Annotated in this window: 22 protein-coding genes; 7 read left to right on the top strand and 15 right to left on the bottom strand. The window is 64.9% G+C overall.

Translation table 11 applies throughout. From position 1 onward, the window contains the following. Positions 1-20: 20 nt before the first annotated feature. Positions 21-1463, top strand: a complete 1443-nt coding sequence (locus AABB87_RS01145; protein ID WP_341969277.1) for a coniferyl aldehyde dehydrogenase — start codon at positions 21-23, stop codon at positions 1461-1463. Here the strand turns inward: AABB87_RS01145 and AABB87_RS01140 are convergent. Next, positions 1418-2470 (bottom strand): AraC family transcriptional regulator, encoded by a 1053-nt coding sequence (locus tag AABB87_RS01140; protein WP_341969276.1) that lies wholly within the window; start codon positions 2468-2470, stop codon positions 1418-1420. The genes AABB87_RS01145 and AABB87_RS01140 overlap by 46 nt on opposite strands. A gap of 128 nt (positions 2471-2598) precedes the next feature. On the opposite strand from AABB87_RS01140, the gene AABB87_RS01135 reads away from it, so the two are divergent. Then, the gene (locus tag AABB87_RS01135) at positions 2599-4371 is read left to right on the top strand and encodes an N-acyl-D-amino-acid deacylase family protein (RefSeq protein WP_341969275.1); all 1773 of its coding nucleotides are present in this window, start codon (positions 2599-2601) and stop codon (positions 4369-4371) included. On the opposite strand, the gene arsC is transcribed toward AABB87_RS01135, so the two are convergent. Continuing rightward, a complete protein-coding gene (gene arsC / locus AABB87_RS01130) occupies positions 4345-4773 on the bottom strand; it encodes an arsenate reductase (glutaredoxin) (protein ID WP_341969274.1) in 429 nt (142 codons plus the stop codon). The two genes, AABB87_RS01135 and arsC, sit on opposite strands and share 27 nt — an antisense overlap. 375 nt (positions 4774-5148) lie before the next feature. Between arsC and AABB87_RS01125 the strand changes: the two genes are divergently transcribed. After that, positions 5149-6282 carry an HD-GYP domain-containing protein gene (locus AABB87_RS01125; RefSeq protein ID WP_341969273.1) on the top strand — a complete coding sequence of 378 codons (1134 nt, stop codon included), beginning with the start codon at positions 5149-5151 and terminating at the stop codon, positions 6280-6282. Between the two features lie 15 nt (positions 6283-6297). On the opposite strand, the gene AABB87_RS01120 is transcribed toward AABB87_RS01125, so the two are convergent. From AABB87_RS01120 to AABB87_RS01085, 8 genes are read right to left on the bottom strand one after another with little or no spacing between them, the layout of a single operon-like run. Beyond that, positions 6298-6777, bottom strand: a complete 480-nt coding sequence (locus tag AABB87_RS01120; RefSeq protein WP_341969272.1) for a nuclear transport factor 2 family protein — start codon at positions 6775-6777, stop codon at positions 6298-6300. 10 nt (positions 6778-6787) lie between these two features. After that, positions 6788-7579: an SDR family NAD(P)-dependent oxidoreductase gene (locus AABB87_RS01115; RefSeq protein WP_341969271.1), complete on the bottom strand. Its 792-nt coding sequence runs from the start codon at positions 7577-7579 to the stop codon at positions 6788-6790. Positions 7580-7599: 20 nt separating this feature from the next. Beyond that, entirely contained in the window at positions 7600-8133 is a 534-nt protein-coding gene (locus AABB87_RS01110) for a DUF3833 domain-containing protein (protein WP_058721197.1), read from the bottom strand. Between the two features lie 12 nt (positions 8134-8145). Continuing rightward, the gene (locus AABB87_RS01105; RefSeq protein WP_341969270.1) at positions 8146-9399 is read right to left on the bottom strand and encodes an MFS transporter; all 1254 of its coding nucleotides are present in this window, start codon (positions 9397-9399) and stop codon (positions 8146-8148) included. Continuing rightward, positions 9396-9956: a chalcone isomerase family protein gene (locus tag AABB87_RS01100; RefSeq protein WP_341969269.1), complete on the bottom strand. Its 561-nt coding sequence runs from the start codon at positions 9954-9956 to the stop codon at positions 9396-9398. Before AABB87_RS01100 ends, AABB87_RS01105 begins: the two co-directional genes overlap by 4 nt. Then, complete coding sequence (locus AABB87_RS01095) at positions 9953-11212, bottom strand: cyclopropane-fatty-acyl-phospholipid synthase family protein (protein WP_341969267.1); 1260 nt, start codon at positions 11210-11212, stop codon at positions 9953-9955. Before AABB87_RS01095 ends, AABB87_RS01100 begins: the two co-directional genes overlap by 4 nt. A 12-nt stretch (positions 11213-11224) precedes the next feature. Beyond that, complete coding sequence (locus tag AABB87_RS01090; RefSeq protein ID WP_341969266.1) at positions 11225-12085, bottom strand: DUF1365 domain-containing protein; 861 nt, start codon at positions 12083-12085, stop codon at positions 11225-11227. Then, positions 12082-13425 carry an NAD(P)/FAD-dependent oxidoreductase gene (locus AABB87_RS01085; RefSeq protein ID WP_341969265.1) on the bottom strand — a complete coding sequence of 448 codons (1344 nt, stop codon included), beginning with the start codon at positions 13423-13425 and terminating at the stop codon, positions 12082-12084. Before AABB87_RS01085 ends, AABB87_RS01090 begins: the two co-directional genes overlap by 4 nt. 94 nt (positions 13426-13519) lie before the next feature. Between AABB87_RS01085 and AABB87_RS01080 the strand changes: the two genes are divergently transcribed. Next, the gene (locus tag AABB87_RS01080) at positions 13520-14203 is read left to right on the top strand and encodes a TetR/AcrR family transcriptional regulator (protein WP_341969264.1); all 684 of its coding nucleotides are present in this window, start codon (positions 13520-13522) and stop codon (positions 14201-14203) included. 78 nt (positions 14204-14281) lie between these two features. On the opposite strand, the gene AABB87_RS01075 is transcribed toward AABB87_RS01080, so the two are convergent. From AABB87_RS01075 to AABB87_RS01060, 4 genes are all read right to left on the bottom strand, one after another. Continuing rightward, positions 14282-15016: an ABC transporter ATP-binding protein gene (locus tag AABB87_RS01075; RefSeq protein WP_341969263.1), complete on the bottom strand. Its 735-nt coding sequence runs from the start codon at positions 15014-15016 to the stop codon at positions 14282-14284. Then, a complete protein-coding gene (locus AABB87_RS01070) occupies positions 15013-16182 on the bottom strand; it encodes an ABC transporter permease (protein ID WP_341969262.1) in 1170 nt (389 codons plus the stop codon). Before AABB87_RS01070 ends, AABB87_RS01075 begins: the two co-directional genes overlap by 4 nt. Before the next feature lie 64 nt (positions 16183-16246). Continuing rightward, on the bottom strand, positions 16247-17509 hold the full coding sequence (locus AABB87_RS01065) for an efflux RND transporter periplasmic adaptor subunit (protein ID WP_341969261.1): 1263 nt from the start codon (positions 17507-17509) through the stop codon (positions 16247-16249). An 80-nt stretch (positions 17510-17589) separates the two neighbouring features. Continuing rightward, complete coding sequence (locus AABB87_RS01060) at positions 17590-18390, bottom strand: exodeoxyribonuclease III (RefSeq protein WP_341969671.1); 801 nt, start codon at positions 18388-18390, stop codon at positions 17590-17592. Positions 18391-18722: 332 nt separating this feature from the next. Between AABB87_RS01060 and AABB87_RS01055 the strand changes: the two genes are divergently transcribed. The 3 genes from AABB87_RS01055 (at position 18723) to AABB87_RS01045 (ending at position 22697) form a co-directional block, all read left to right on the top strand. After that, positions 18723-20963, top strand: a complete 2241-nt coding sequence (locus tag AABB87_RS01055) for a TonB-dependent receptor (protein ID WP_341969260.1) — start codon at positions 18723-18725, stop codon at positions 20961-20963. Between the two features lie 265 nt (positions 20964-21228). Next, complete coding sequence (gene pyrE, locus AABB87_RS01050) at positions 21229-21906, top strand: orotate phosphoribosyltransferase (RefSeq protein WP_156422084.1); 678 nt, start codon at positions 21229-21231, stop codon at positions 21904-21906. After that, the gene (locus AABB87_RS01045; RefSeq protein ID WP_341969259.1) at positions 21906-22697 is read left to right on the top strand and encodes a hypothetical protein; all 792 of its coding nucleotides are present in this window, start codon (positions 21906-21908) and stop codon (positions 22695-22697) included. Before pyrE ends, AABB87_RS01045 begins: the two co-directional genes overlap by 1 nt. A 57-nt stretch (positions 22698-22754) precedes the next feature. Here AABB87_RS01045 and gatB read toward each other — a convergent pair whose 3' ends face one another. Continuing rightward, the gene (gene gatB / locus AABB87_RS01040) at positions 22755-24215 is read right to left on the bottom strand and encodes an Asp-tRNA(Asn)/Glu-tRNA(Gln) amidotransferase subunit GatB (protein ID WP_341969258.1); all 1461 of its coding nucleotides are present in this window, start codon (positions 24213-24215) and stop codon (positions 22755-22757) included. Between the last annotated feature and the right edge of the window lies 1 nt (position 24216).

Raw genomic sequence — 24216 nt, 5'->3', positions numbered from 1 at the left:
GCGCCAGCCAGGAACTCCCCATGAGCCCCAATCTTCAGAACTTTGCGATTCCCGCCGACGTGGTCCAGGCCCAGTTGCAAGCCTGCCTGGCCAAGCAGCGCCAGGCCTATCACACCGACCCGGTGCCCACGCTAGAGCAACGCCGCAGCGACCTGAAAACCCTGCAGCGCTTCATCCGTGAAAACAAGGACGCGCTGTGCGAGGCGGTGAGCGCCGACTACGGCCACCGCTCCAAGCACGAAACCCTGCTGGCCGAAATCTTCCCGGCCATCGACGGCATCGACCAAATCCTCAAGCACCTCAAGAGCTGGATGAAGCCGCAGCGCCGCAGCGTCGACATCCGCAACTTCCTCGGCGCGCGCAACCGCGTGATTCCGCAGCCCCTGGGCGTGGTGGGCGTGATCGTGCCCTGGAACTTCCCCATCAACCTCAGCCTGGTGCCGCTGAGCTTCATCTTCGCCGCCGGCAATCGCGCCATGGTGAAGATGAGCGAGAACTCGCGCCACCTGGCCGCCTTGCTGATCGAGCGCTTGCCGGCCTACTTCCCGCCCGAAAAACTGCAGGTGTTTGACGAGACCGGTGGCGTCGGCGTTGAGTTCTCCCAGCTGCACTTCGACCACCTGCTGTTCACCGGCTCGGGCCAGACCGGCCGCGCCGTGATGGCCGCCGCGGCCAAAAACCTCTGCCCCGTGACCTTGGAGTTAGGCGGCAAGGCCCCGGCCGTGCTGCTGGACGACTTTCCGCTGCGCCTGGCGACCGAACGCATCATGTTCGTCAAATGCCTCAACGCCGGGCAGATCTGCACCACGGTTGACCATCTGTGGATGAGCCAGCCGCGGGTAGCTGACTTTGTGCAGGCCGCGCGCGAGATCGTCAGCAAGCGTTACCCCAGCCTGGACTCGCCGGACTACACCGCCATCATCGACGAGCGCGCCTTCCGCCGCCTGCTCGCCGCCATGGAGGAGGCGCGTGCTGCGGGCGCAGAGCTGATCCAGCTGATCCCCGGCCCCGCTTTTGACGAAGCCAGCCGCAAGATCGCGCCTCACATCGTGCTGAATGCACCGCCCGATTGCGCGCTGAACCAGCGCGAGATCTTCGGCCCCATCTTGCCCATCCACAGCTACGCGACGCTGGAGCAAGTCATCAACGCCATCAACAGCGGCCCGCGCCCGCTGGCGCTCTACCCCTTCAGCTACGACGGCAGCCAGGTGCAGACCTTGCTGGACCGGGTGATGTCGGGCGGCGTGTCGGTCAACGACGCGCTCTTCCACGTGGGCCAGCACGACCTGCCCTTCGGCGGCGTGGGCGATTCGGGCATGGGCCATTACCACGGCCGTGAGGGCTTCGACACCTTCTCCAAGCTGCGCCCGGTCTTCTACCAGGCGCGCTTCTCCAGCCTCAAGTTCATGATGCCGCCCTACGGCAAGTTTGCCGACCGCATGCTGGCGTTCTTGACCAAGTAAGCCTCGTCCTTGCGCAAGGCGCTGGGCGTGCAGCCATACCAGCGCTTGCAGCTGCGCGTCAACGCGGCCTGCTCGGAGTAGCCCAGCATCAGGGCGATCTGGGTCAGGCTCAGGCGGGCGACAGGGCGCAGCAAGTCAAGCAGCTTGTCGCGCCGCAGCTCGTCCAGGATCTGCTCGAAATGCCAGCCCTCGGCCGCCAAGCGGCGCTGCAAGGTGCTGGGGTGGATGGACATGGCCTCGGCCACATGCCGCTGGCTGGCCTGGCCGGCATCCAGTAGATGCCGCAGCAGCGCCCGCACCCGATCGGCCACCGCTTGCGCGGGCGCCGGGAACTGCTGGGCCAGATAGGTCTCGGCCATGGCGCGCACATGGGGGTCGTGGCTCAGGATGGGGCGCGCCAGATCGCGCCGCCATAGGCGCAGGGCGCAGCGATCGGCGCCAAAACGGCAGTCGCAGCCATAGCTCTCGGCATAGCTGGCCAGCGGCCCCTGGCAGGCATGGGGGAACAACGCCAGCAAGGGCTGGGCCTCGCCCGGACACACCATGCGCAAGCCTTGCAGCATCACCCCCAGGGACAACTCCAAGGTCTGCGCATGGGGTGGCAGCGTGGGCATGTCAATCGCAAAGCACAGGTCCACCTGAGTGGGCCGCCCGGCCACGTCCTGCAGCACAAAGCGCACGGCCGGGCTGTGGACAAAGATATAGCTGGAGGCCAGGCTCAGCGCCTCGCCCACCGTGGCGGCATGACGCAGCAAGACCGCCAGCGGCCCCAGTACGCCCAGGTTTTGCAGACGGGCCAGACGCTGGCCAAAGTCCGGGCAGGCGGCTGCCGCCGCCGAATGCTCCAACAAATGAATCAGGGAGAGATAGGGGATCAAGGCCTCGGGCTGGGACAGGCTTCGGCGCGAAAGGCCAACCCGCCGCAGCTCGCGTGCCACGTCCAGACCCAGGCTGGCGGCCAGATTTTCATAAGAACTCAGGCTGGCGGCGCGGACAAGTGCGGTCATAAGGGCTGAGGACTAGGGCTTCCACGGGTGATGCGAAATGTTAAAAGTTTGAGGTCGCAAGTCAATCGGCCCAGACCCACCCGAGAAACAATCCGCCCACACTCAAAAAGCAAAGCGAGACAGCGGCCATGGACACCAGCTACGACCTGCTCATTCAAGGCGGCACCGTGATGGACGGCAGCGGCGCGCCGGCCTTTGTGGCCGATGTGGCCCTGCGACAGGGCAAGGTGGTGGAGATCAGCCGCGCGCCCCTGCCCACCGAGTGCGCGGCGCGCGTGCTGCCCGCGCAAGGGCTGTGGGTCACGCCGGGCTTTATTGACATTCACACCCATTACGACGCCGAGGTGCTGATGGCGCCCGGCCTGCCCGAGTCGGTGCGGCACGGCGTGACCACCGCCTTCATCGGCAGCTGCTCCATCAGCATGATTTACACCGAGGCCGAAGACGCCTCGGACATCTTCACGCGGGTCGAGTCCATCCCGCGCGAATACGTGCTGCCCACGCTGAAAAAAGACAAGACCTGGAAGGACGCCGCCGGCTATATCGCCAAACTGGAGTCCCTGCCCCTGGGGCCGAATATCTGCAGCTATATGGGCCACTCCGATCTGCGCACCGCCGTGATGGGTCTGGCTCGCGCGGTGGACCCCAAGGCCCGCCCCAGCGAGGCCGAGATGCAGACCATGGAGCGCCATCTGGACGAAGGCATCAGCCAAGGGCTGCTGGGCATGTCGGGCATGACCAACCCCTGGGACAAGGTGGACGGCGAGCGCTACCGCTCCAGCGCGCTGCCCTCAGTCTACGCGCGCTGGAGCGAGTACCGCCGCCTGCACAAACTGCTGCGCCGCCGCGGCGCGATTCTGCAAAGCGCGCCCAACTTGAACAATCCCGTCAACGCGGTCTTCTACCTCTTCAGCTCCGCCAGCCTGGGCCTGCGCAAGACGCTCAAAACCACCTTGATCACCTTGATGGACGTGAAGGCCAAGCCGGGCCTGGACCGCTTGGTCGCCCTGGGCACCAATTTCTTCAATCGCCGCCTGGGCGCCAACTTCCGCTGGCAGGCTTTGCCCCAGCCCTTCCAGGTCTATGCCGATGGCATTGACTTCATCATCTTCGAGGAGTTCCCGGCCGGTGAAGCGGCCCTGCACCTCAAGCACGACTTCGACCGCAACAAGCTCTTTGCCGACCCTGCCTACCGCAGCCAGTTCAAGGCCGAGTACCGGCGCAAATGGGGCGGCAAGGTCTGGCACCGTGACTTCAGCGACGCCCATGTGATCGCCTGCCCCGAGCCCAGCCTGGTGGGCAAGTCGGTGCAACAGATTGCGGCCGAGCGCGGTCAGCACGAGGTCGACACCTTTCTGGACCTGATCATCGACCACGGCCGCGCCCTGCGCTGGTCCACCGTCATCGCTAACCACCGGCCTGAGCGCATGGCCAGCAATCTGCGCGAGCCTTGCAGCCTGGTCGGTTTCTCCGACGCCGGTGCGCATCTGCGCAATATGGCGTTCTACAACTTCGGCTTGGCCATGTTGCAGCAAAGCCTGTTGCCACGCCCCACCCTATCGCCCGAGAAGGCCGTGTGGCGCTTGAGCGGCGAGATTGCTGACTGGTATGAGATCGACGCCGGCCGCCTGCGCGTCGGCGCGCAAGGTGACTTGGTGGTGCTGGACCCCAAGGCCTTGCGCCGCGCCAAGCTGGATGCCTATGCCGAAGCCAGCTTTGAAGTGATGGGTGGCATGCAGCGCATGGTCAACCGCAATGACGGCATCATCAAAGTCACGGTGATCAATGGCCACATCGCCTTTGAGGACGACAAACCGCACCCCGAGCTAGGCCGGGCGCCAGGCTTCGGGCGATTCTTGCGACGCAAGCCAGGGCTAGGCACGAGCCCGGCGCTGGCCTGAATCGATCACCTGCTCACCATCCGACTTGGTGAAGGGCGGCAGCGGGCCCACGGGCAGCAACTCCAGCACCTCTTCCGAGGGCCGGCAGAGCTTGGCACCCAGCGGCGTCACCACCACAGGGCGGTTCATCAAAATCGGGTGCTGCTCGATGACGCCCAGCAGTTCGGCCTCGCTCCACTTGGCATCGGCCAAGCCCAGTTCGGTGAACGGCGTACCCTTTTCGCGCAGCAAATCACGCACCGGAATGCCCAGGGCCGCCACCAGCTCGGCCAGTTGGGCCGCCGTCAAAGGCGTCTTCAGATACTCCACCACCACCGGCTCAATGCCGGCATGACGGATCAGGGCCAAGGTATTGCGCGAGGTGCCGCAGGCCGGGTTGTGATAAATCGTGATGGAGGACATGGGGTGAGCAGGAGCGTGAGGGGAAGAGAGGGGTCAATGCAGCAGTAAATCCGGGCGGCGGCCGAGGCCACACGCCGCAGTGAACTCAATGAGGCAGCTTCTTTGTGCGCGCCATTTTCCTCCAGTGCCACACCCCCCTAATTTCGCCACCCCAGGGCGACTTCGTGCGGTCATCGCCCTCGCGTACACTCGCCTCGCGCCTAACCCTTAAGTTAGGCGCATTTCCCGCCGATGTGCAGCGTGTTACCGCCGCAGTCTGCGGGTGGACTTGGCCTGTTGCCCGAAAAGTTGGCGTGACAGACTGCCTGAGAGTGCGTTCAGCCCTGCGAACGCATCGCTCTGTCACCAACCCTTCTTTGTCGGTTCTTGCGTGCCATGCGTGTCTGCTCACTGTCGTCGGTCAAAAATCGCATCGTGCTCGGCGCGCCCTTGCCTTTCAGCGTGCGCGACGCGGCCCATATGCTCTTGCTGGCGCGCGGCCAGGTAATTGCCGATGAAGCGCAGCTGACCGAGTTATTCCAGCGCGGCGCCTTGGTGGAGATTGAAGAGCTGGCCGTGTCAGCGCAAACGCCGCGTCAGGTCTCCAAAGCGCAGCGCCTGACTCGTTTGCCGAGCGATTGGGACAATAGCAAGCAGCAGGTGCGCCAGGCCCTCAGCGCGCCGGTGGCCGAGCTGGCCGCATCGGTTGATGGCTGCACCGACCATCTGCTCAGCCTGATCGAACTCTCGCCCGATGTGGCTTTGTCCCAAGTGGTGCGCCAGCCCGAAGGCGGCGCCGGGCATTACGGCGTCAACCATTCCATCCACGCTGCCACCGCCTGCCTGGCCTCCGCCCGCTATCTGGGCTGGAACGACGCAGAACAGCGCCGTGCCTTCCAAGCCGCACTGACCATGAATGTGGCCATGCTAGACCTGCAAGCGCGCCTGGCGCATCAGGTGTCGGCCCTCACCAATTTGCAGCGCGAGACCATCCGCGAGCACCCCGAGAAGGGTGCGGAGATGCTCAGCCAAGCCGGCATCGACGATGCGGATTGGCTCGAAGCGGTGCTGCAGCACCATGAGCTGAGCGATGGCTCAGGCTACCCGCGCGGCAGCAGCGATATTGGTGAGCTGGCGGAATTGCTGCGCTTTGCCGATGTCTACACCGCCCGCCTGAGCGCACGCAGCAATCGCCCCGCCATGAGCGCCCAACAAGCCGGCCGCGAGATTTTGCAAATGGCCGCCTCCAGCCCGCTGGCCGCGGCGCTGATCAAGGCCTTTGGCATCTTCCCGCCGGGCTGCATGGTCAAGCTGGCCTCGGGCGAGATTGGCGTGGTGCTGCGCAATGGCGCCAAGGCCTATCACCCGGTGGTGGCCGCCCTGACCAATGCGCAGGGTGAGTCGCGCAAGCAGCCGCTGACCCGCGACAGCGCCCGCAGCGAGCACACGGTGGTGGCGCTGCTGTCGGCCCAATCCTTGCCCATGCGCTTGAGCGATGAGCGCATCGTCAGCCTGATCGGCGGCGAATGATTGGCAGCGAATAGGTCAGGAATTGACCCGCTGCCTGAGCCAGCGCATCAGGCCGCCCAGCACAGGGATTTTTTCGTAAAGCTCTTCGGCCGCGTCCCAGTAGTCGCGGTGCACGGTGATGCGGCCTTGTTCATCGAGGCGCAGCTGCGAGCCGCCGATGATGCACTGCTCCTGATCGCGGCGGAAGCTCTTGAATCGGAAGCGGAACTCCCAGGCCAGAAAGCACTGCGCGCCGTCGACGATGCGCTCGGTGATGACAAAGCGCGGCGACTCCAGATTGACGAACATATGGCGAAAAATCGCCTGGATCGCCGGCACCCCGCGCACGCTGTTGAAGGGGTCTTTGAATTCGGCGTTAGGCGCGTAGATCGTGCCCAGCTGCTCGACTTGCGCGGGGCTGAGGGTTTCAAAGAACTGCACGATGGCGTCGATGGCCGCGGTGTTGGCCGTCGCGGTGGCTGTGGCGTTGGCAGTAGATACGTTTGCGCTCGTCATGGCTGAATTCTCAAGGGCGATTCAAACGCCGGGTGATGGCGAAGTAAGCGGGATAGGGCAAGAGCTGCAGCAGCTTGAGCCAAACGGTGAAGCGGCGCGGGAAGTGAATCTCAAACGCGCCTCGCGCCCAGCCTCGCAATATCGCACTGGCGGCCTGGGCCGGGCTGATCAGCGCGGGCATTTTGAAATCATTCTGCGCCGTCAACGGGGTGTCGACAAAGCCAGGGTTGATCACCGACACCGCCACACCCTGGCGATGCAAATCCAGGTAAAGCGTTTCGGAGAGATTGATCAAGGCCGCCTTGGTGGGCCCGTAGGCCAGGCTTTTGGGCAGGCCGCGGTAACCGGCCACGCTGGCCATCAGGCTGATGTGGGCGCGCTGGCCGGTGGCGGGGTTGAAGGGCTGCGCCAGCAGTTGCGGCAGCAAGGCATCCAGCAGGTAGAGCGCGCCGAGGTAGTTGACCTCGTTATGGCGCAGCAGATCGGGCAGATCGAGCTGGTCGGCCTCCATCGCCCGGTAGTGACCAGCGCAGTAAACCACCCAGTCCAGCGGGCCACCGGCCAGCACTTGGGCCACGGTCGCCTGCATGGCTTGCGGGTCGGTCACATCCAGCGCCAGTGCCTCAGCCCCTGGATGGGCACTGACGAATTCAGCCAGCGCGCCAGCACCCCGCGCCGACACTATCACCCGCGCGCCAGCGGCGTGCAGGGCCGAGGCAGTGGCGCGGCCAATGCCGGTGGAGGCGCCCACCAGCCAGACCCGGCGGCCGGCCCAATCGTGGATTTGAGGGTTGCTTGACATCGCTCTGCGCTGCTTGGCGTTCAGCGTTTGACGAAGGACAGCGTGACCTCGCCCAGATGGACACCCCATTTGCTCATGGCGGCCTTGTTCAGCATCACCCGCTGATCCATCAGATACATCCAGTCATCGAACTGCACCTCGATCACCCGGCCGTCCACCGGCAAGGCCAGGGTGTAGGCCCACTGGAAGGCGTTGCCACTTTGCTGGCCCTGGGCGGTGCCGATGACATCGTCGGCGCTGCCGGTGTAGCGGCCATCGGCCAGGCGCTGCAGGCGCCAGACGCGGCGCTGGGTGCTGCCGTCGGAGTAAGTGAACAACTCGTCCAGCACGCCTTGGTCGCCATTCCAGCTGCAGTTCATCACCACCGTGAAGCGCTTGACCACCTGGCCCGAGCGGTCGGTGAAGATGCCGTAGGCATCCAGCGTGCCGTTGAAGTACTCGCGCAATTCCAGGCGCGGCTTTTCCTGCGCGTAGTGGGTGACCGGCGGCGGGCTGCCGCAGCCTTGCAGCAAGCTGGCGGTGAGCAGCAGCGTGAGCCAATGGCGTCGTTTCATGATGGGCAAGCCTTAAGAGTTGGACGTGAATGAAAAGCGCAGCGCCAGCGCCGCCAGCGCCTTGAGCACACAAGGCAGCAGGCAATAGGCCAGGCTGAGCATCTGCAAAGCCTCGGGGTCGCGCGTGCCGGGCTGATAGCCCAGCCAGGCCAGCAGGGGCAGCGTCAGGCCCGCGGCCAGGGCCAGATTGAGCTTGCTGGCGAAGTTCCACCAGCCGAAGTAGCTGCCCTCCGAGCGCCCGCGCTCGCCGGCCGCATGGATCACGCCGGCCAACAAGGCGCTGGGCATGGTGAGGTCGCTGCCCAAGGCCAGGCCGGACAAGGCGCAGACCAGCAAGAACGCCGGCATGTCTCCGGCACCCAGCTGCGCCGCACCGAGGAAGACCGCGATCGACAAGAGCATGCCGAGCAGCCAGCTGCGCCGCAGGCCCAGCCGCCCCACCAAGCGCAGCCACAGCGGCATGGAAATCGCCGCGCACACAAAGTAGAGGCCCAAGCTGGCCGACTGCCAGCCCGCGCTACCCTGCAATCGATCTTGCACAAAGAACAGCACCAAGGTGGCCGGAATGGCGCTGGCAATGCCGTTGAGCAAATAGACCAGCAGCAAGCGGCGGAAGGCGGCTTGGCGCCAAGGCCGCCAGGCATCCGTCGCCAGTGGCTCAGGATGGACCTGTGCCGTGGGGTAAGGCGCCCGCGTCCAGGCCCAAAAACCCAAGGCCAGCCCGGCCACCAGCAGGGCCACCAAGGCCGGCTCCCCCAGCAGCGCCGGGGTGGCCGCCGCCAGCAACACACCCAGCAGGCCCAGGCCTTCACGCCAAGCCACGATATGGCCTTGCTGGCCCTCGCCACCGCCCAGGCGCGCGCCCCAAGATTGGTGCGCCACCGTCAGCGCGCTATAGGCCAGATAGGTGCCCAGCAAGCAAGCCCCGGCCCAGACCAGCAGCGCAGTAGCGCCGCGCACCTGCGGCAAGAACAGCAGGCCAAAACTCAGCGCCAACAAGGCGGCAGCCGCCGCGCCAAAGCCAAGCACGGCACGGCGCGAGCGCCCGAACAGCCGGTCGCTCCAGCGACCCAGCCACGGGTCCACCAGGGCATCGAGCAAGCGCGTAGCCAGGAGCAGCACACCCAGCGCGCCCAGGGGCACGCCCCATTCACGCGCATACAGATTGGGCATCAGCATATAGAGCGGCAGGGCGCAAAACGCCAAGGGCAGGCCCAGCAAGCCGTAGCGCAGGCCGTCCCGCCAGCTCAAGCCCGCGTGGTTCATGGTGCCTCTGCGGCGGCTGCGCCCAGCAGGCTGCTGCGCATGCGGGGCTCCGACGTTTGCGGCGCCAGCCAGATGCCGAAGAAGAGCTTGGCAAAGGTCGGGTCGCGGATCTCGCCCAAGGGCTGGCCGTTGTACAGAAACACCGCGCCGCGGCCGACTTGATGGATGCCGGTGATGCGCTGGTTGGTCTTCACATCGGGAAACAGCGTGCGCATCTGCGTTTCCCAGCCGGCTTCCTGTCCGGCGGCCATCGGGCCCTGGCGGCGCATCTCTTTGATCGAGCGGCTGGCGATGTCGGCACCGCTGAAGTCGCGCAAATAGATCAGCTCCAGCGCGAAGTTATGTTTGGCGTAGTCACTGCTTTTGAAACCAGGCGCCACCCACAGGCGGGCGCGGTAGACCTCGAAGCCCCAGAAGCTCAAAGTGGCCTGGCCGGCCAGCTCGGCTTGCGGCAAGGCGGCCCGCAGCTCAGGCGTCAGGGCCGCAGCGCCCTCGCTGGCGCGCAAGGGCATGGCCACGGCCGCCAGCATTAGCGCAGCAGCATCCCGGCGTTTCATGACCGGGCCTTTGCAGGCGCAGCGGGCTTGCGCAAGGTGAACTGGGTCAGGCTGATGTCGCCGGTATCGAAGGCGGCCTCGCAATAGGCCAGATAGAACTCCCAGATGCGCATGAAGCGCTCGTCAAAGCCCAGCGCCGCGACTTCGGCCTGACGCGCATGGAAGGCATCACGCCAGCGCCGCAGGGTCTCGGCATAGTCCGGGCCGAAGGAAAACTCGTCCACCACCTCCAGGCCCGCGGCCTCGGCTTGACGACGGAACTCGCTCGGGCTGGGCAGGCAGCCGCCGGGGAAGATGTATTGCTGGATGAAGTCCGTGGAGCTGAGATAACGCTCAAAAAGCTTGTCATCAATGACGATGCTCTGCACGCAAGCGTGGCCGCCGGGCTTGAGCAAACGGGCCACGGTTTGGAAATAGACCGGCCAGTAGCGCTGACCCACGGCCTCAACCATTTCGATGGAGCAGATGGCGTCGAAGGGTTCGTCGCGAATATCGCGATAGTCCTGCAGGCGCAAATCGGCCCGATCTGGCACGCGGGCTTGGGCGTATTTGAGTTGCTCGGTGCTCAGCGTCACGCCCACCACGGTGGCGTCAAATTCCTGGGTGGCCGCCTCGGCCAGGGCACCCCAGCCGCAGCCGATTTCCAGCACCCGGTCACCCGGCTTGACCTGGGCCATGCGCAGGGCGCGGCGCACCTTGGCGTCTTGGGCTTGGCGCAGCGGCCGGCTCAGGTCGCCCTCGAACCAGGCGCTGGAGTAGTTCATGCTTTCGTCCAGCCACAGGCGGTAGAAGGCATTGCCCAGGTCGTAATGCGCGTGGATGTTCTTGCGGCTATTGGCGCGGCTGTTGTGCTGCAACAGATGCTTGACGCGGTAGAACAAGCGGCCGACCCAGCTGCCGAAGATCACCGCATCAATCGCCTGGCGGTTGACCGAGAAGAGCTTGATCAGCTCGGTCAGGTCTGGCGTGCTCCAGTCGCCGGCGATATAGGACTCGGCAAAGCCGATATCACCCGACTTCAGCGCGGCGCCAAACACCCGCCAGTTGTGCAGCACCAGGTGGGCGCAGGGGTAGTGGTGGCCGGCCAGGGCGTTTTGCTGCGGGTGCTCGCCGAAGCGCCGCAGCGTGCCATCGGGCAGCTGCATGCTCAGCTCGCCATGTTGAATTTTCTGCAGCAGACGCAGGGCGCTGCGGGCGGCAGCGGGAGCATCGCTAGGCAGGGCGTGGGTGCGTGTGGGGAGGGTGGTGGTGTTCATGCTCGGCAAGGTTCAACTGGGTTCGGCAGGGTTGGGCGAGAGCTGGCGCGATACAAAGGCTTGGGGCGGTGCGGGCTTGCTGAAAAAAGGCAGCTTCTTCTTGCGCCACAGCTGCCAGGCATGCAGATGGATGCGCACGAGCACACCCAGAGTCATGACGGGGTAGCGCCAGAAGGCGCGACGCAGGGTCTGAGCGTTAAGCGCTTCCAGCCGGCCACTCAGGCTGGTCTGCAGCAGCACGGGCTGCTCGTCAGCGCCTACCCCTTCGCCATCACCCTCGCACAGGTCGATGCGGGCAATGCAGCGATCCTGGCTGCGCATGAAGCGAAAGCGGTAGTGGCCCTCAACCTTGAAGAAGGGCGAGACATGGAAGACCTTGTCCGCCCTCAGCTCCGCACCCCAGCGCGGGGCGTCGAGCAAATAGCAGTGGCGCTCGCCGAAGGTGTTGTTCACCTCCACCACGATGGCGCGCAGCGCGCCGCCCTGGTCGTCGGCGGCGCGGTGGCAGTACCAGAAGCTCACCGGCTTGAAGGTATAGCCCAGCACGCGCGGGAAGCAGTGCAGCCAGGCTTCGCCGGTGGCGTCGTGAATGCCTTCGCGCTGCAGCAATTCGTCCAGCCAGGCCAGGGCACCGCCTTGTGCAACAGGGCGACCATCGCCATGGTCAGCCTCAAAGAAACTCAGCAGCCCGGGCTGGTTGATGCGCCAGCCCTTCCGGCCTTCGCCCTCGGCTTGGGCAGCTTCACGCTTCAAGCTGCGCAGCGGCAGCATCATGAAGTAGCTGGGATAGGCAAAGGCATGCAGCACCGGCCGCAGGCGGGTGTGGCGCACTTGGCCAAAGCCCAACATGGCGACAGGGCTGCCGGTGTTCATGCGTACACCGCCACGGCGCAATCGTGCAGCAATTGCTTGGCTGCGGCCTGGCCGGCCTTGAGCCCGTCTTCGTGGAAGCCGTAGCCCATCCAGGCGCCGGCAAAGTAGCAATGCTCCCAGCCCTGCAAATGCGGCATGCGGGCCTGCGCGGCGACGGCAGCCAGGTCCAGCACGGGGTGGGCGTAGTCAAACTCGCCCAAGACCTTGGTCGGGTCGATGGGGCGCAGGGGGTTGAGCGACACCAGCACCGGCTGCGTCCAGGGCAGCGGCTGCAGGCGGTTGAGGTAGTAGTGCAGGCAGACGCGCTGCTCGGTCGCTTCAGCACCCTTTGCACCCTCGGTTTGCACGGCGCTGCGCTCGTAGTTCCAAGCCGCCCAGGCCGCTTGGTGGCGCGGCAGCACGCTGGCGTCGGTGTGCAAAACGGCCTTATTGCTTTGGTAGCGGATCTTGCCCAAGGTGGAGCGTTCCGCGGCGGTGGGTTCGGCCAGCAAGGCCAAGGCCTGATCGGAATGGGTGGCGATGATGACTTTGTCAAAGCGCTCGGTGCCACTGTCCAGGCTTAGCATCACCCCGCCGCTTGGCCCGCTCAGTCGGTTGATGCGGTGCACCGGGGTGTTCAGGCGCTTGTCGGCGATGCCCGCCACGATCTTCTCGACATAGTGCTTGGAGCCGCCCTGCACCGTGTACCACTGCGGCCGGCCGGTGATCTGCAGCAGGCCGTGGTTATGGCAAAAGCGCAGCATGGTGGCCACCGGGAAGGCCAGCATTTGACGGGTCGGGCAACTCCAGATGCAGGCCATCATGGGCAGCAGATAGTCCTCGCAGAAGGCGTCGCCAAAACGCTGCTCACACAAAAAGTCGCCCAGGGTCTGGCTCAGCTGCTGCTCGGTGCCTTGTTCGGCGATGTGGGTGCACAGGGCATTGAAGCGCAGCAAGTCCTTCAACATGCCCCAGAAGCGCGGGCTGAACAGATTGCTGCGCTGAGCAAACAAGGAGGCCAAATTGCTGCCACCCCATTCCAACGGCGCCTGGCCGGCCGCGCGCTCGGATTGCACCGAGAAGGACATCTCAGACTTGGCGCTGGCCACGCCCAGTTGCTTCAACAAACCGATCAAGTTCGGGTAAGTGCGCTCATTGAGCACCAGAAATCCGGTATCCACCCCGTGGGTGACCGGACCCTGGGGTGTGGGCAAGGTGATGTCCACCGTATTGGCGTGGCCACCGTAGTAAGCCCCGGCCTCCAGCAGCGTCAGCTGTACCGCGCCGCCTTGGGCCGACAGCGCATGCGCGGCGGCCAGGCCTGAGATTCCTGAACCAATGATGGCGACTTTGAGCGGCATAGTTGAATTTGTTACTAATCAGTCTTTTGTGAACTGTATAGTATTTTTACAGCCGTTGCATTCAATTCTTTACCTGCTCGACTACAATTTAGCCATGCTTACCCGCCTCGCCCCCAAACTCTCTTTCAAAGCGCAGATGCTGCAAGCCCGGGAGGGCGCCATCATTCAGGTGGTCAACCGCCTATTGGCGGAAAAAGGCTTCGAAGCCATGACGGTGGATGAAGTGGCGGCCGAGGTCGGCATCGCCAAGGCCAGCTTGTACAAACACTTCGCCAGCAAAGAAGACCTGGCCGCGGCGGCCATGGCCTCGGTGATGCAGCGGGCACAGACCTTTCTGGCCGAGCTGCCACCCGATGCCGCGCCGATGGCGCAGTTGCGCGCCGTGGTGGCCTGGACCATGGGTCTGAAATTGGTGGGCGAAATGCCGGCCTTGCCGAGCCAGAACTCCAGCTTGCGCACCGCCTTGATGGGCTGCCGCCCGTACATGGACGGGCTGATGGAAGTGAGCGAGCGCCTGGGCGAATGGATCGAAGCGGCGCAAGCCGAGGGCAGCCTGAACCCCAAGCTGCCACCGATTGCCGTGCTCTACACCTTGTTCGCGCGGGCCTGCGACCCCGTGCTGGAATTCCTGAAAATGGGCGGCCAGTACAGCGACGAGGAAATCATCGAGCTGGTGCTCAGCACCTGTTTTGATGGCCTGAGCGCACGCACGGACGGCGCATCAGCAGCAGCAGCTGCAAAAGGCAGCAGCAAACGCAAGAGCAAGGCTGCGGCCTAGCGCATCAAGCATCAAGCATCAAGCATCAAGCCCTGATCGAAGGCCCATGGCCATCGCCGTTTTAAGCTAAGCCGCGGCCTAGGCCGATGCAGCCTTCGGTGGCCCATCAGATACCAGTTGCCCGTCGACGAGTTCGAGCACGCGGTCGCAGCGCGCCGCCAGACGCGGGTCATGAGTCACCACCAGGAACGAGGTATTGAGCTCGGCGTGCATGCGCCGCATCAGCGCAAAAACTTCGTTGGACGAGGCCGTATCCAGGTTGCCGGTAGGTTCGTCGGCAAGCACCAATGGGGGCTCAAGCACCAGCGCACGCGCAATGGCCACACGCTGCTGCATGCCACCCGACAACTCGCCCGGGCGTTTATTCATCGCATCACCTAGGCCAACCGCGGCAAGCACGGCCCGCGCGCGTTCGCGCTGGGCCGGGCTCACACGCCCCTCGCGCATCAACGCCGGCAGCGTGACGTTTTCAAGTGCATTGAAGGCCGGCAGCAGATGATGAAACTGGAACACAAAGCCCAGCGAGGCGCGGCGGCGCTGCGTCAGCGCCGCGTCGTCCAGGCCAAACATTTCCTCACCTTCAATGCGGTAACTGCCGCTCGTCATGCGCTCAAGCAGGCCCACGATATTGAGCAGCGTGCTCTTGCCCGAACCCGACGGGCCGATCAGCGCCACGAACTCGCCCCGGCCTATGCTCAGCGACAGGCCGTGCAGCACCTCGGCTTCGTTCGGAAGGCCGATGTTGTAGCGCTTGCGAACGCCTTCCAGCACCAGCAAGTCAGCTGGCGGCGTGGGATGTGCCGGCAGCGTCATAAGCGGATCGCCTGCGCCGGATCCAGCTGAGCTGCCCGCCGGGCCGGCGCCACGGCGGCCAACACGCCGCACACCGTAGCGATGACGGCCACCTGCAAGGCCAACATCGGCGCCAAGGTGATGTTGAACAGCGGCAGCCCGTCAGAGCCGCGCACGAAATGGGTGAAGGCCCAGATCAACAGCACCGCCAGCAAGACCCCGAGCACCGACCCCACCGCGCCGACGATGCCACCTTGCAGCAAGAAGATGCGCAGCACCTGACCCTGGGTGGCGCCCATGGCACGCAGGATGCCGATCTCGCGGCGCTTTTGCACCACCGAAACCACCAGCACGCTGGCGATACCCAGCACCACCACAATCATCACCACGCCGCGAATCACCGTCGTGCTGACCGATTGCGCGTTCAGCGCCGACACCAGTTGCGCATTCGCCTGCTGCCAGCTCTCGACCTTGTAGGGCCAGCGCTCGGCAAGATCAGCGGCGAGCACCTGGGCCGACCAGATATCGACCAGCGTGAGATCCAGGCTGGTGGCACCGCCGGGCAGCCCCACCAGACTTTGCGCGGTGCGCAGCGGCACGATCACGGTGCGCCGGTTGACATCCCGCACACCTAAGTCCACCAGCGCCGTGACGCGTAAGGAGTCGCTGACGCCACCGGTGACGATGCTCACCCGATCACCCACACGCACGCTCAAATCAGCGGCCAGATCGCGGCCCAGAATGCCCTCACCCGGGCCGAGCCGGGCCGTGCCCGCCACCACCTTGGCGCGCAGGCCGACGATGCGGTCATAACGCTCTAACTCCACACCCACCAGGGCGATGGATTTGCTGGCCTCACCGCGCTGGGCCAGGCCCGCAGCCGAGACCATCGGAGAGACCGCGGCCACCTGCGGCATGGCCTCAAGCAGAGGCAGCAACAGCTGCCAGTTGCCAATTGATCGAGGCCGCTGCGCGCGCGTTTGCGTTTGCACCAACTCGTGCGTCGGGCCACTGGCCGGCTCGCGAGCGGCCATGACCGTGTCATCGCGCGGGCTCACCGTGATGTGCGCCTGCGCGCCCAGGGTCTTCTCAATGGTGTTGCTCTGCAAGCCGGTGATCAGGGCCGAGATATAGGCCACGACAGCCACGCCCGCAGCCACGCCGACGATGATCAGCAAGGTCTGCATACGTCCTTCACGAAGAAAGCGCGTCGCAACACGGGTCTCGAATCCAAGCATCTGCTGCCCGCCCTCAGCGGCCCATGGCGTTGCTGATCGCCGCGCCGCCGCTGTCTTGGCTGCCCTTGCTACTCTTGCCACTCTTGTCGGCTGAAGCCAGGCTCGGGGCACGGGTGTCGACGCGCACGCGCCCGCCCGGTGCGGGCGCTGGCCCGATGAGCACCGGCTCCCCCTCGCGCAGGCCGTCAAGAATTTCGACCGCATCCAGTGTGCGCAGCCCCAGGCGCACCTGGCGCGCCTCGACTCGCCCATCGCGCACGCACCACACGCTGGGGCTGCTGTCATCACCACGCAGCGCGGCGACCGGCAGCACCAATGCCTGAGCGCGCCGTGCCGTCTCCACTTCGACCGACAACGTCATGTCCTCGCGCAAGAATGCCGGCCGGCCTTCGGGCAAGGAAAATTTGACCTCGACGGCACCACGCTGCGCATCCACCAAGGGCGAGATGGACAGCACGCGCGCCCGGAAGCGCTGGTTGGGGTAGGCGTCTGCCAGCACATTGGCCAGTTGCCCGATCTGCAGTTGGCCCAGATAGCGCTCATCCACCTGCGCCACCAATTGCAGCGGCCCGACCAGCGCCAAGCCGAGCAGGGCCCGACCGGGCTGCACGATCTGACCGGGCTCGACCAAACGGGAGAGCACCCGTGCATCCGCAGGCGCAGTCAACACAGCCGCGGCCAGCCGCGCCTCGGCCGCCGCGCGGGCGCCACTGGCCAGCGCCAGCGCCGCCTGGGCCTGGGTAACGTCGGTTCCCGACTCTGCGACAGCCGCGCGCTGAGCCTGGGCGCCGTCCAGCTGCGCTTGCGCCACCGCAAGCGCACGCCGGGCTTCATCGAGGCGCGCCTCGCTGACGAAGCCTTTGGCCACGAGATCCAGCGTCCGGCGCAGTTCGGCCTGAGTGGCCACCAGCACAGATTCAGCCTGCATCACGCTCGCCTGCAGCGCGGATCGCCCGGTGCTGCGCAAGCCTGCCAAGCGGGCGGCAGCCTGTCGCTCACTGGCCTGGCTTTGCGCCAGCGCGGCCTGCAACTCATCACTTTCCAGCCGCAGCAAGACCTCACCCGACTTGACCTGTGCGCCTTCGGCCACGGCGACCTGAAGCACCCGCCCGGTGATCGTGCTGCCTACCTCGACCCGCGACGCCGTGGCCACCCGGGCCGAAAACTGCAAGGTGCGCAGCAGCGGTGCCTGGTGGGCGCTGACTGCCGCCACCGCGGGCGCCCGCATGCCCCACCAAGCGGCGAAAAGAACCGCGCCTAGCAGCGCCGCAGCCATGAGGAGGCGTCTGGAGCTCAGCCAATGCCGCCACCCAGCCTTGTCAGGCCCGGCCGGGATGGGATGCGCCGAGTCGCTCATCAAAGCTCGAATGCGTAGTCAATCGTCAGCGGCGCATGGTCGCTGAACTTTTGCGCTTTGTAGATGGAGGCACTCTTGGCCAGGGCCGCGAGCTTCGGGGTCGCGAAGTGGTAGTCCAAGCGCCAGCCCACGTTCTTGGCATAGGCCTGGCCGCGGTTGCTCCACCAGGTGTAGCTCTCGTCGGTGGTGTCGGGATGGAGTTGGCGGTACACATCGATCAGGCCGCCGTGCTCAGGGCCGCTGCCGAAGAGATGATCCAGCCAGGCGCGTTCCTCGGGCAAGAAGCCGCTGTTCTTCAGATTGCCCTTCCAGTTCTTCAGGTCGGCGGGCTTGTGGGCGATGTTGACGTCAGCCACCAAGATGAACTCGCGCTCGCCCTTCAAAGCGGCCAGGTGGGGGCGCATGGCGTCGAGGAATCGGTACTTGGCTTCTTGGCGCTCGGGGCCGCTGCTGCCGCTGGGGAAGTAGCAGCTGATCAGGCTGAGCTTGCGGCCGGGCTTGTCGAAGCGTTTTTCGATGTAGCGGCCTTCATCGTCAAACTCTTGCACGCCGATGCCGGTGATGATTTCGCTGGGCTCCTCGCGGGTGTAGAGGCCCACGCCGGAGTAGCCCTTTTTCTGCGCGTAGTGGAAGTGACCCTTCAAGTCATTCGAGCTGCAGAAGGTGCCGGCCACATGCTCGTCCTGGGCCTTGACCTCTTGCACGCCCAGGGCATCGGCCTGCTGCGCGGGCAACCATTCAAAAAAACCTTTGGTAGCGGCGGAGCGAATGCCGTTCAGATTGGCGGTGATGAAGCGCATGGTGGAGAAGCCGTTCTTGCTGGTCACTGGGGCTGCGCAGTATCGCAGCAGGGCGCCCCATCGCCACAGCGCAAGGCGATGACACAAACCCGCGCAGGCCCGCCTCGGCCGCTGTTTTTTGACAACAATCAAGGCAAGAAGGCCCCAGATCGAAGCCCTAGCTCTAACTTTCCGGCACGCGACTTGCTAGATTCGAAGCCTTGCCCAAATGCGTGCCGTGGAGACCTTGCATTGGATCACCCATCGCCCAAAGCGAATCCAGCGCCCACGCGCGTCACCCAAGCCCCTTTTTCCTTCCTCCTCCCCTTTTCCACTCATTCCGGAGCCCTCGCATGAGCCTCTTCCACTCATCGCCCTCTGCCGCCGCTCGGCGCCCTCAACACCTGGCCCTGTCCATCGCCATGGCCCTGGCCGCTTGGCCGGCGGCACAAGCCGTGGCCCAAGAAAAAACGGCCGATAAGACTCAGCTGGAGACCGTCACCATCACGGCCGAGCGCCGCACTGAGAACATCAAGGAAGTGCCCACCGCCGTCACCAGCATCAGCGGCGAGAAGCTCGATGTGCTGAACTCCGGTGGCCAGGACGTGCGTTTCCTGTCCGGCCGCGTGCCCAGCCTGAACATCGAGTCTTCCTTCGGCCGCGCCTTCCCGCGCTTTTACATTCGCGGCTACGGCAATACCGACTTCCGCCTGAATGCCTCGCAGCCCGTCTCGCTGATTTACGACGATGTGGTGCAAGAGAACCCGATCCTGAAGGGCTTCCCGGTGTTCGACATGAAGGCTGTCGAAGTGATCGCCGGCCCGCAAGGCACGCTGTTTGGCCGCAACACACCGGCCGGCGTGGTGAAGTTTGACTCGGTCAAGCCCGGCAAGACGCAAGAAGGCTATGTCAACCTGTCCTACGGCACCTACGGCACCAGCAATATCGAAGGCGCCTTCAATCTGCCCCTGGGCGGCGACTGGGCCGCGCGCATCTCGGCGCAAGTGCAGCACCGTGACAACTGGGTCAAGAACGTCAACACCAAGGGCACCCAAGACACCGAAGGCTACGACGACCGCGCGGTGCGCCTGCAGGCCCAGTACGAGCCGAGCAAGGACTTCAGCGCCCTGTTCAATATCCACAACCGCGATCTGAAGGGCAGCCCGCGCCTGTTCCGCTCCAGCATCATCAAGCCCGGCACCAATGAACTGGTGGACGGCTTCGATCCGGCCAAGATGTATATCGACGCCACCAACGAGCAGACCCTCAAGGCCACCGGTGGCAGCATGCGCCTGAAGTGGGCCCTGAGCGGCATCACCCTGCACTCCATCACCGGCATCGAAACGGTTGAGCCTTTCAGCCGCGCCGACGTCGATGGCGGCTACATCAACAACTTCGTCAAGCCGCCACCATTCGGCGCCGAAGGCAATGTGTTCTGGAGCGCCGAGACCTCTGACGCGCTGAAGAACCACCGCCAGCTCTCGCAAGAGTTCCGCGCTGAGTCGACCGCTGCGGGCCCGCTGCGTTGGCAAGCCGGCCTCTACCTGTTCGATGAGCGCTACGACATGGAGAGCGTCGACTATCTGGCCGCCCCCGCCGACGCGCTGGTGTCCACCCACCAGACCAACCGCGCCTGGGCCTTGTTCGGCTCGGTCAACTACGAAGTCAGCCCCAATCTGAAACTGCGCGGCGGCCTGCGTTACACCCAGGACAAGAAGACCTTGGCCACGGTCGGCAAGGTCAACGCCAGCGCCGGCACCAGCGACAGCACGGACGACAGCAAGGTCAACTGGGATGCCTCGGCCACCTATATCTTGACCCCGGAAACCAATCTGTACGCCCGCGTGGCCACCGGCTTCCGCGCCGCTTCGATCTACCCGGCCAGCGGCTTCGGCCCGCAGTCCAAGGCTCGCCCGGAAAACACCACCTCCTACGAGATGGGTGTGAAGTCGGAGTTCTGGGATCGCCGCGCGCGCCTATCCGCCAATGTGTTCGCCTACACGGTCAAGGACCAGCAACTCACCGCCGTCGGTGGCACCAACAACTCCAACACCTTGCTCAACGCCAGCAAAGGCGAGGGCCGTGGCTTTGAGTTCAACCTGGACCTGATCCCCGTCGACAACCTCTTGCTGACCCTGGGCGGCAGCTACAACGACACCGCCATCAAGGACCGCAGCCTGGCCCTGCCACGCTCCGGCAGCAACCCGACCGTGCTGGACCCGGTCAATGCCAGCGGCAACTACAGCATCTATGACAACCCGCTGCCCAACGCGCCCAAGTGGATCGCCAACCTGACGGCTCGCTACGGCATCCCGACCAAGGACGGCAATGAGTTCTACGTCTACACCGACTGGGCTTACCGCAGCAAGGTCAACTTCTTCCTGCAGGAATCGGTGGAGTTCACCGGCAAGGCCCTGACCGAAGGCGGCCTGCGCGCTGGCTACATCTGGAGCCAAGGCAAGTATGAAGCGGCCGGTTTTGTGCGCAACATCACCAACCAGGTGCGCGTCACCGGTGCCATCGACTTCAACAATCTGACCGGCTTCATCAACGACCCACGCACTTACGGCATGCAATTCAAGGCCTTGTTCTAAGAACTTGTCTGCCAATAGCGGGGCGGAGGATGGGGCGGCGATTTGTGACCAGGGCAAGGCGCAAACCACAGCAATACCCGAAGGTATTGCGAGGATTTGCAACGCAGCCATGGGTGCAAATCGGCCGCCAGCCGACCCCAGCTATTTGGGGATAAGTTCTTAGCCAATCCCGCTTGACGCGTAGGGCCCAAGCCCGATCCTCCTTTTGGGGGATTGGGCTTTTTTGCACCCCTACAATGAGACACACGATTCAGCCCCTATGCCCATGAGCACTGCACCAACCCCCGATCAGCTGGCCCAGGAATTCGTTGCTTTCGCAGTCGAATCCGGCGTGTTGCGCTTCGGCCAATTCAAGACCAAGGCCGGTCGCCTGAGCCCCTATTTCTTCAACGCCGGCCTGTTCGATGACGGCGCCAAACTCGGTCGCCTGGCGCAGTTCTATGCCCAGCGCCTGATCGCCTCGGGCCTCGAATTCGACATGATCTTCGGCCCCGCCTACAAGGGCATCACCCTGGCCGCGGCGCTGTCGATCGAGCTGGCGCGCCTGGGCCACAACAAGCCCTTCGCCTACAACCGCAAAGAAGCCAAGGACCACGGCGAAGGTGGCACCCTGGTGGGCGCACCGGTGCAAGGCCGCGTGCTGATCATTGACGACGTGATCTCTGCCGGCACCTCGGTGCGCGAGTCCATCGCCATGATCAAGGCCGCGGGTGCCACGCCTTGCGGTGTCACGATTGCGCTGGACCGCCAGGAAAAGGCGGCCGAGAACGGCGTCGACCTGCCCCACTCAGCGGTGCAGTACGTCACACAAGAGCTGCAAATGCCGGTGGTGGCCATCGCTGGCCTGGCCGATTTGCTTCAGTATTTGAGCTCGGCGGACGATAGTGCCGTGACCGCCCATGCGGCGGCAGTTCAAGCTTACCGAGACAGCTACGGGGTCTGATGCGCCATCTTCGCGCCGCGTTTTCGTCGATTGCCAAATTGCTGCGGCGCCAGGCCTCGCTGGCCGGCGGCAGTGCGCTCGCGGGCGCCTGCCTGAGCGGCGCGGCCTTGACGGCAACGCTGGCGCAGGCGCAAACCCCGCCGACCGATAGCAAGAAGGGCATTTACAGCTGCACCACTGCTGATGGCCGCCGGCTAACCTCCGACCGCCCGATTGCCGAATGCAATACGCGGGAGCAGCGCATCCTGAACCCCGACGGCTCGCAGCGCGCGACCTTGCCACCGGCACTTTCACCGGAAGAAAAGGTGCGGCAAGAGGCGCACGAACGCCACCTGGCCGCTGAACGCGCCACCTTGCGCGACGCCATTCGGCGCGACCGCACGCTGATGCTGCGCTTCCCGAACGAAGCAGCCCATCAGCATGGCCGCAGCCAGGCCTTGGACGATGCCAACAAGGCGCGCCTGAGCTCAGAACGCCGCATCAAGGAATTGGCGCAAGAGCGCAAGCCGCTGCTGGACGAGGCCGAGTTCTACAAGGGCCGGCCGCTGCCCGCCAAGCTCAAGCAGCAAATGGACGCCAACGACGCCGCCGTCGAGGCCCAACAGCAGCTGATTGAGAACCAAAAAGCCGAGCTGGTGCGCATCAACAGCCGCTTTGACGCCGAATTGGCGCGGCTGAAGAAGCTCTGGGGCGGCGCCGCCCCCGGCACGCTGGGGCCGGGGGGCGATGGCAAGGCCGCTAACGGTAGCAATGGCAGCGAAGCGGCCGCCGCTGCGGCCAGCGGCCGCTGACCTCAGCGGCCGAGCCGAGCTCAGCAGCCGAACGTCAACGCCCGGCCGTTGCAGGCCTTAGCCCGCCAGCTTCTTCTTCAGCAGCTCGTTCACCGCGCTCGGATTGGCCTTGCCCTTGGTGGCTTTCATGGCCTGACCGACCAGGGCGTTGAAGGCCTTTTCCTTGCCAGAGCGGAACTCTTCCACCGACTTGGCATTGGCGGCCAGCACCTCGTCGAGGATGCGCTCGAGCTCACCGCTGTCGCTCATCTGCTTCAGGCCCTTGGCCTCGATCAAAGCATCGACGTCCTGGCCTTCGCCGGTCCACAGCGCCTCAAAAACCTGGCGTGCGGCGTTGTTGGAAATGGTGCCGTCCTGAATGCGGCCAATCAGCGCGGCGAGTGTCGCGGCCGACACCGGGCTGGATTCGATGCTGCGCTCTTCGGCGTTCAAACGACGCGAGAACTCGCCCTGCAGCCAGTTGGCCACCAGCTTGGGTGCCTTGCAGCCGTCGCGGGCGGCTTCGTAGAAGCGTGCCGTGGCCAGGCTTTGCGTCATCAGCGCGGCGTCGTAGGCAGGCAGGCCGTCAACGCTCTCGAAGCGTGCCGCCATCACGGCCGGCAGCTCGGGCATTTCGCCGCGCACCCGCTCCACCCATTCGGCCGACACCACCAGCGGCGGCAGATCGGGGTCGGGGAAGTAGCGGTAGTCGGCCGAATCTTCCTTGCTGCGCATGGCGCGGGTCTCGCCCGTGTCGGGGTTGAACAGCACGGTGGCTTGTTGAATCGTGCGGCCGTCCTCGATCTCGTCGATCTGCCAGTTCACCTCAAAGTCCACCGCCTGAATCAGGTTGCGGAAGCTGTTCAGGTTCTTGATTTCACGCCGTGTGCCGTAGGGGTTGCCGGGCTTGCGCACCGAAACGTTGACGTCGCAACGGAAGGAGCCTTCTTGCATATTGCCGTCGCAAATACCCAGCCACATCACCAGGGCGTGCAGGGTCTTGGCGTACTCGCAGGCCTCGGCGCCGGAGCGCATATCGGGCTCGCTAACGATTTCCAGCAGCGGCGTGCCGGCCCGGTTCAGGTCGATACCGGTAAGGCCGTGGTAGTCCTCGTGCAAGCTCTTGCCCGCGTCTTCTTCGAGGTGGGCACGGGTCAGCTGCACCACATGCTTGGTCTCGCCGACGTAGAACTCGACCTGGCCGCCTTGCACCACCGGGATCTCGAACTGGCTGATCTGGTAGCCCTTGGGCAGATCGGGGTAGAAGTAGTTCTTGCGCGCGAAGATGGACAGCGGCGCCACCTTGGCGCCCACGGCCAGGCCGAAGCGGATGGCGCGCTCGACGGCACCGCGGTTCAACACCGGCAGGGTGCCCGGCAAGGCCAAATCAACCGGCGAGGCTTGCGTATTCGGCTCGGCCCCGAAGGCGGTGGACGAGCCGCTGAAGATCTTGGACTGGGTGGAAAGCTGGACGTGGTTTTCCAGGCCGATCACGACCTCATAGCCACGGACGAGTTTGCTGCTTGCGGTATTGCTCATA

Origin of the sequence: Roseateles sp. PN1 (assembly GCF_038419725.1) — a bacterium.
Taxonomy (GTDB): Bacteria; Pseudomonadota; Gammaproteobacteria; order Burkholderiales; family Burkholderiaceae_C; genus Paucibacter_A.
The sequence above is the reverse complement of the archived record's forward strand: the minus strand, read 5'-3'. Positions and strand labels throughout refer to the sequence as shown.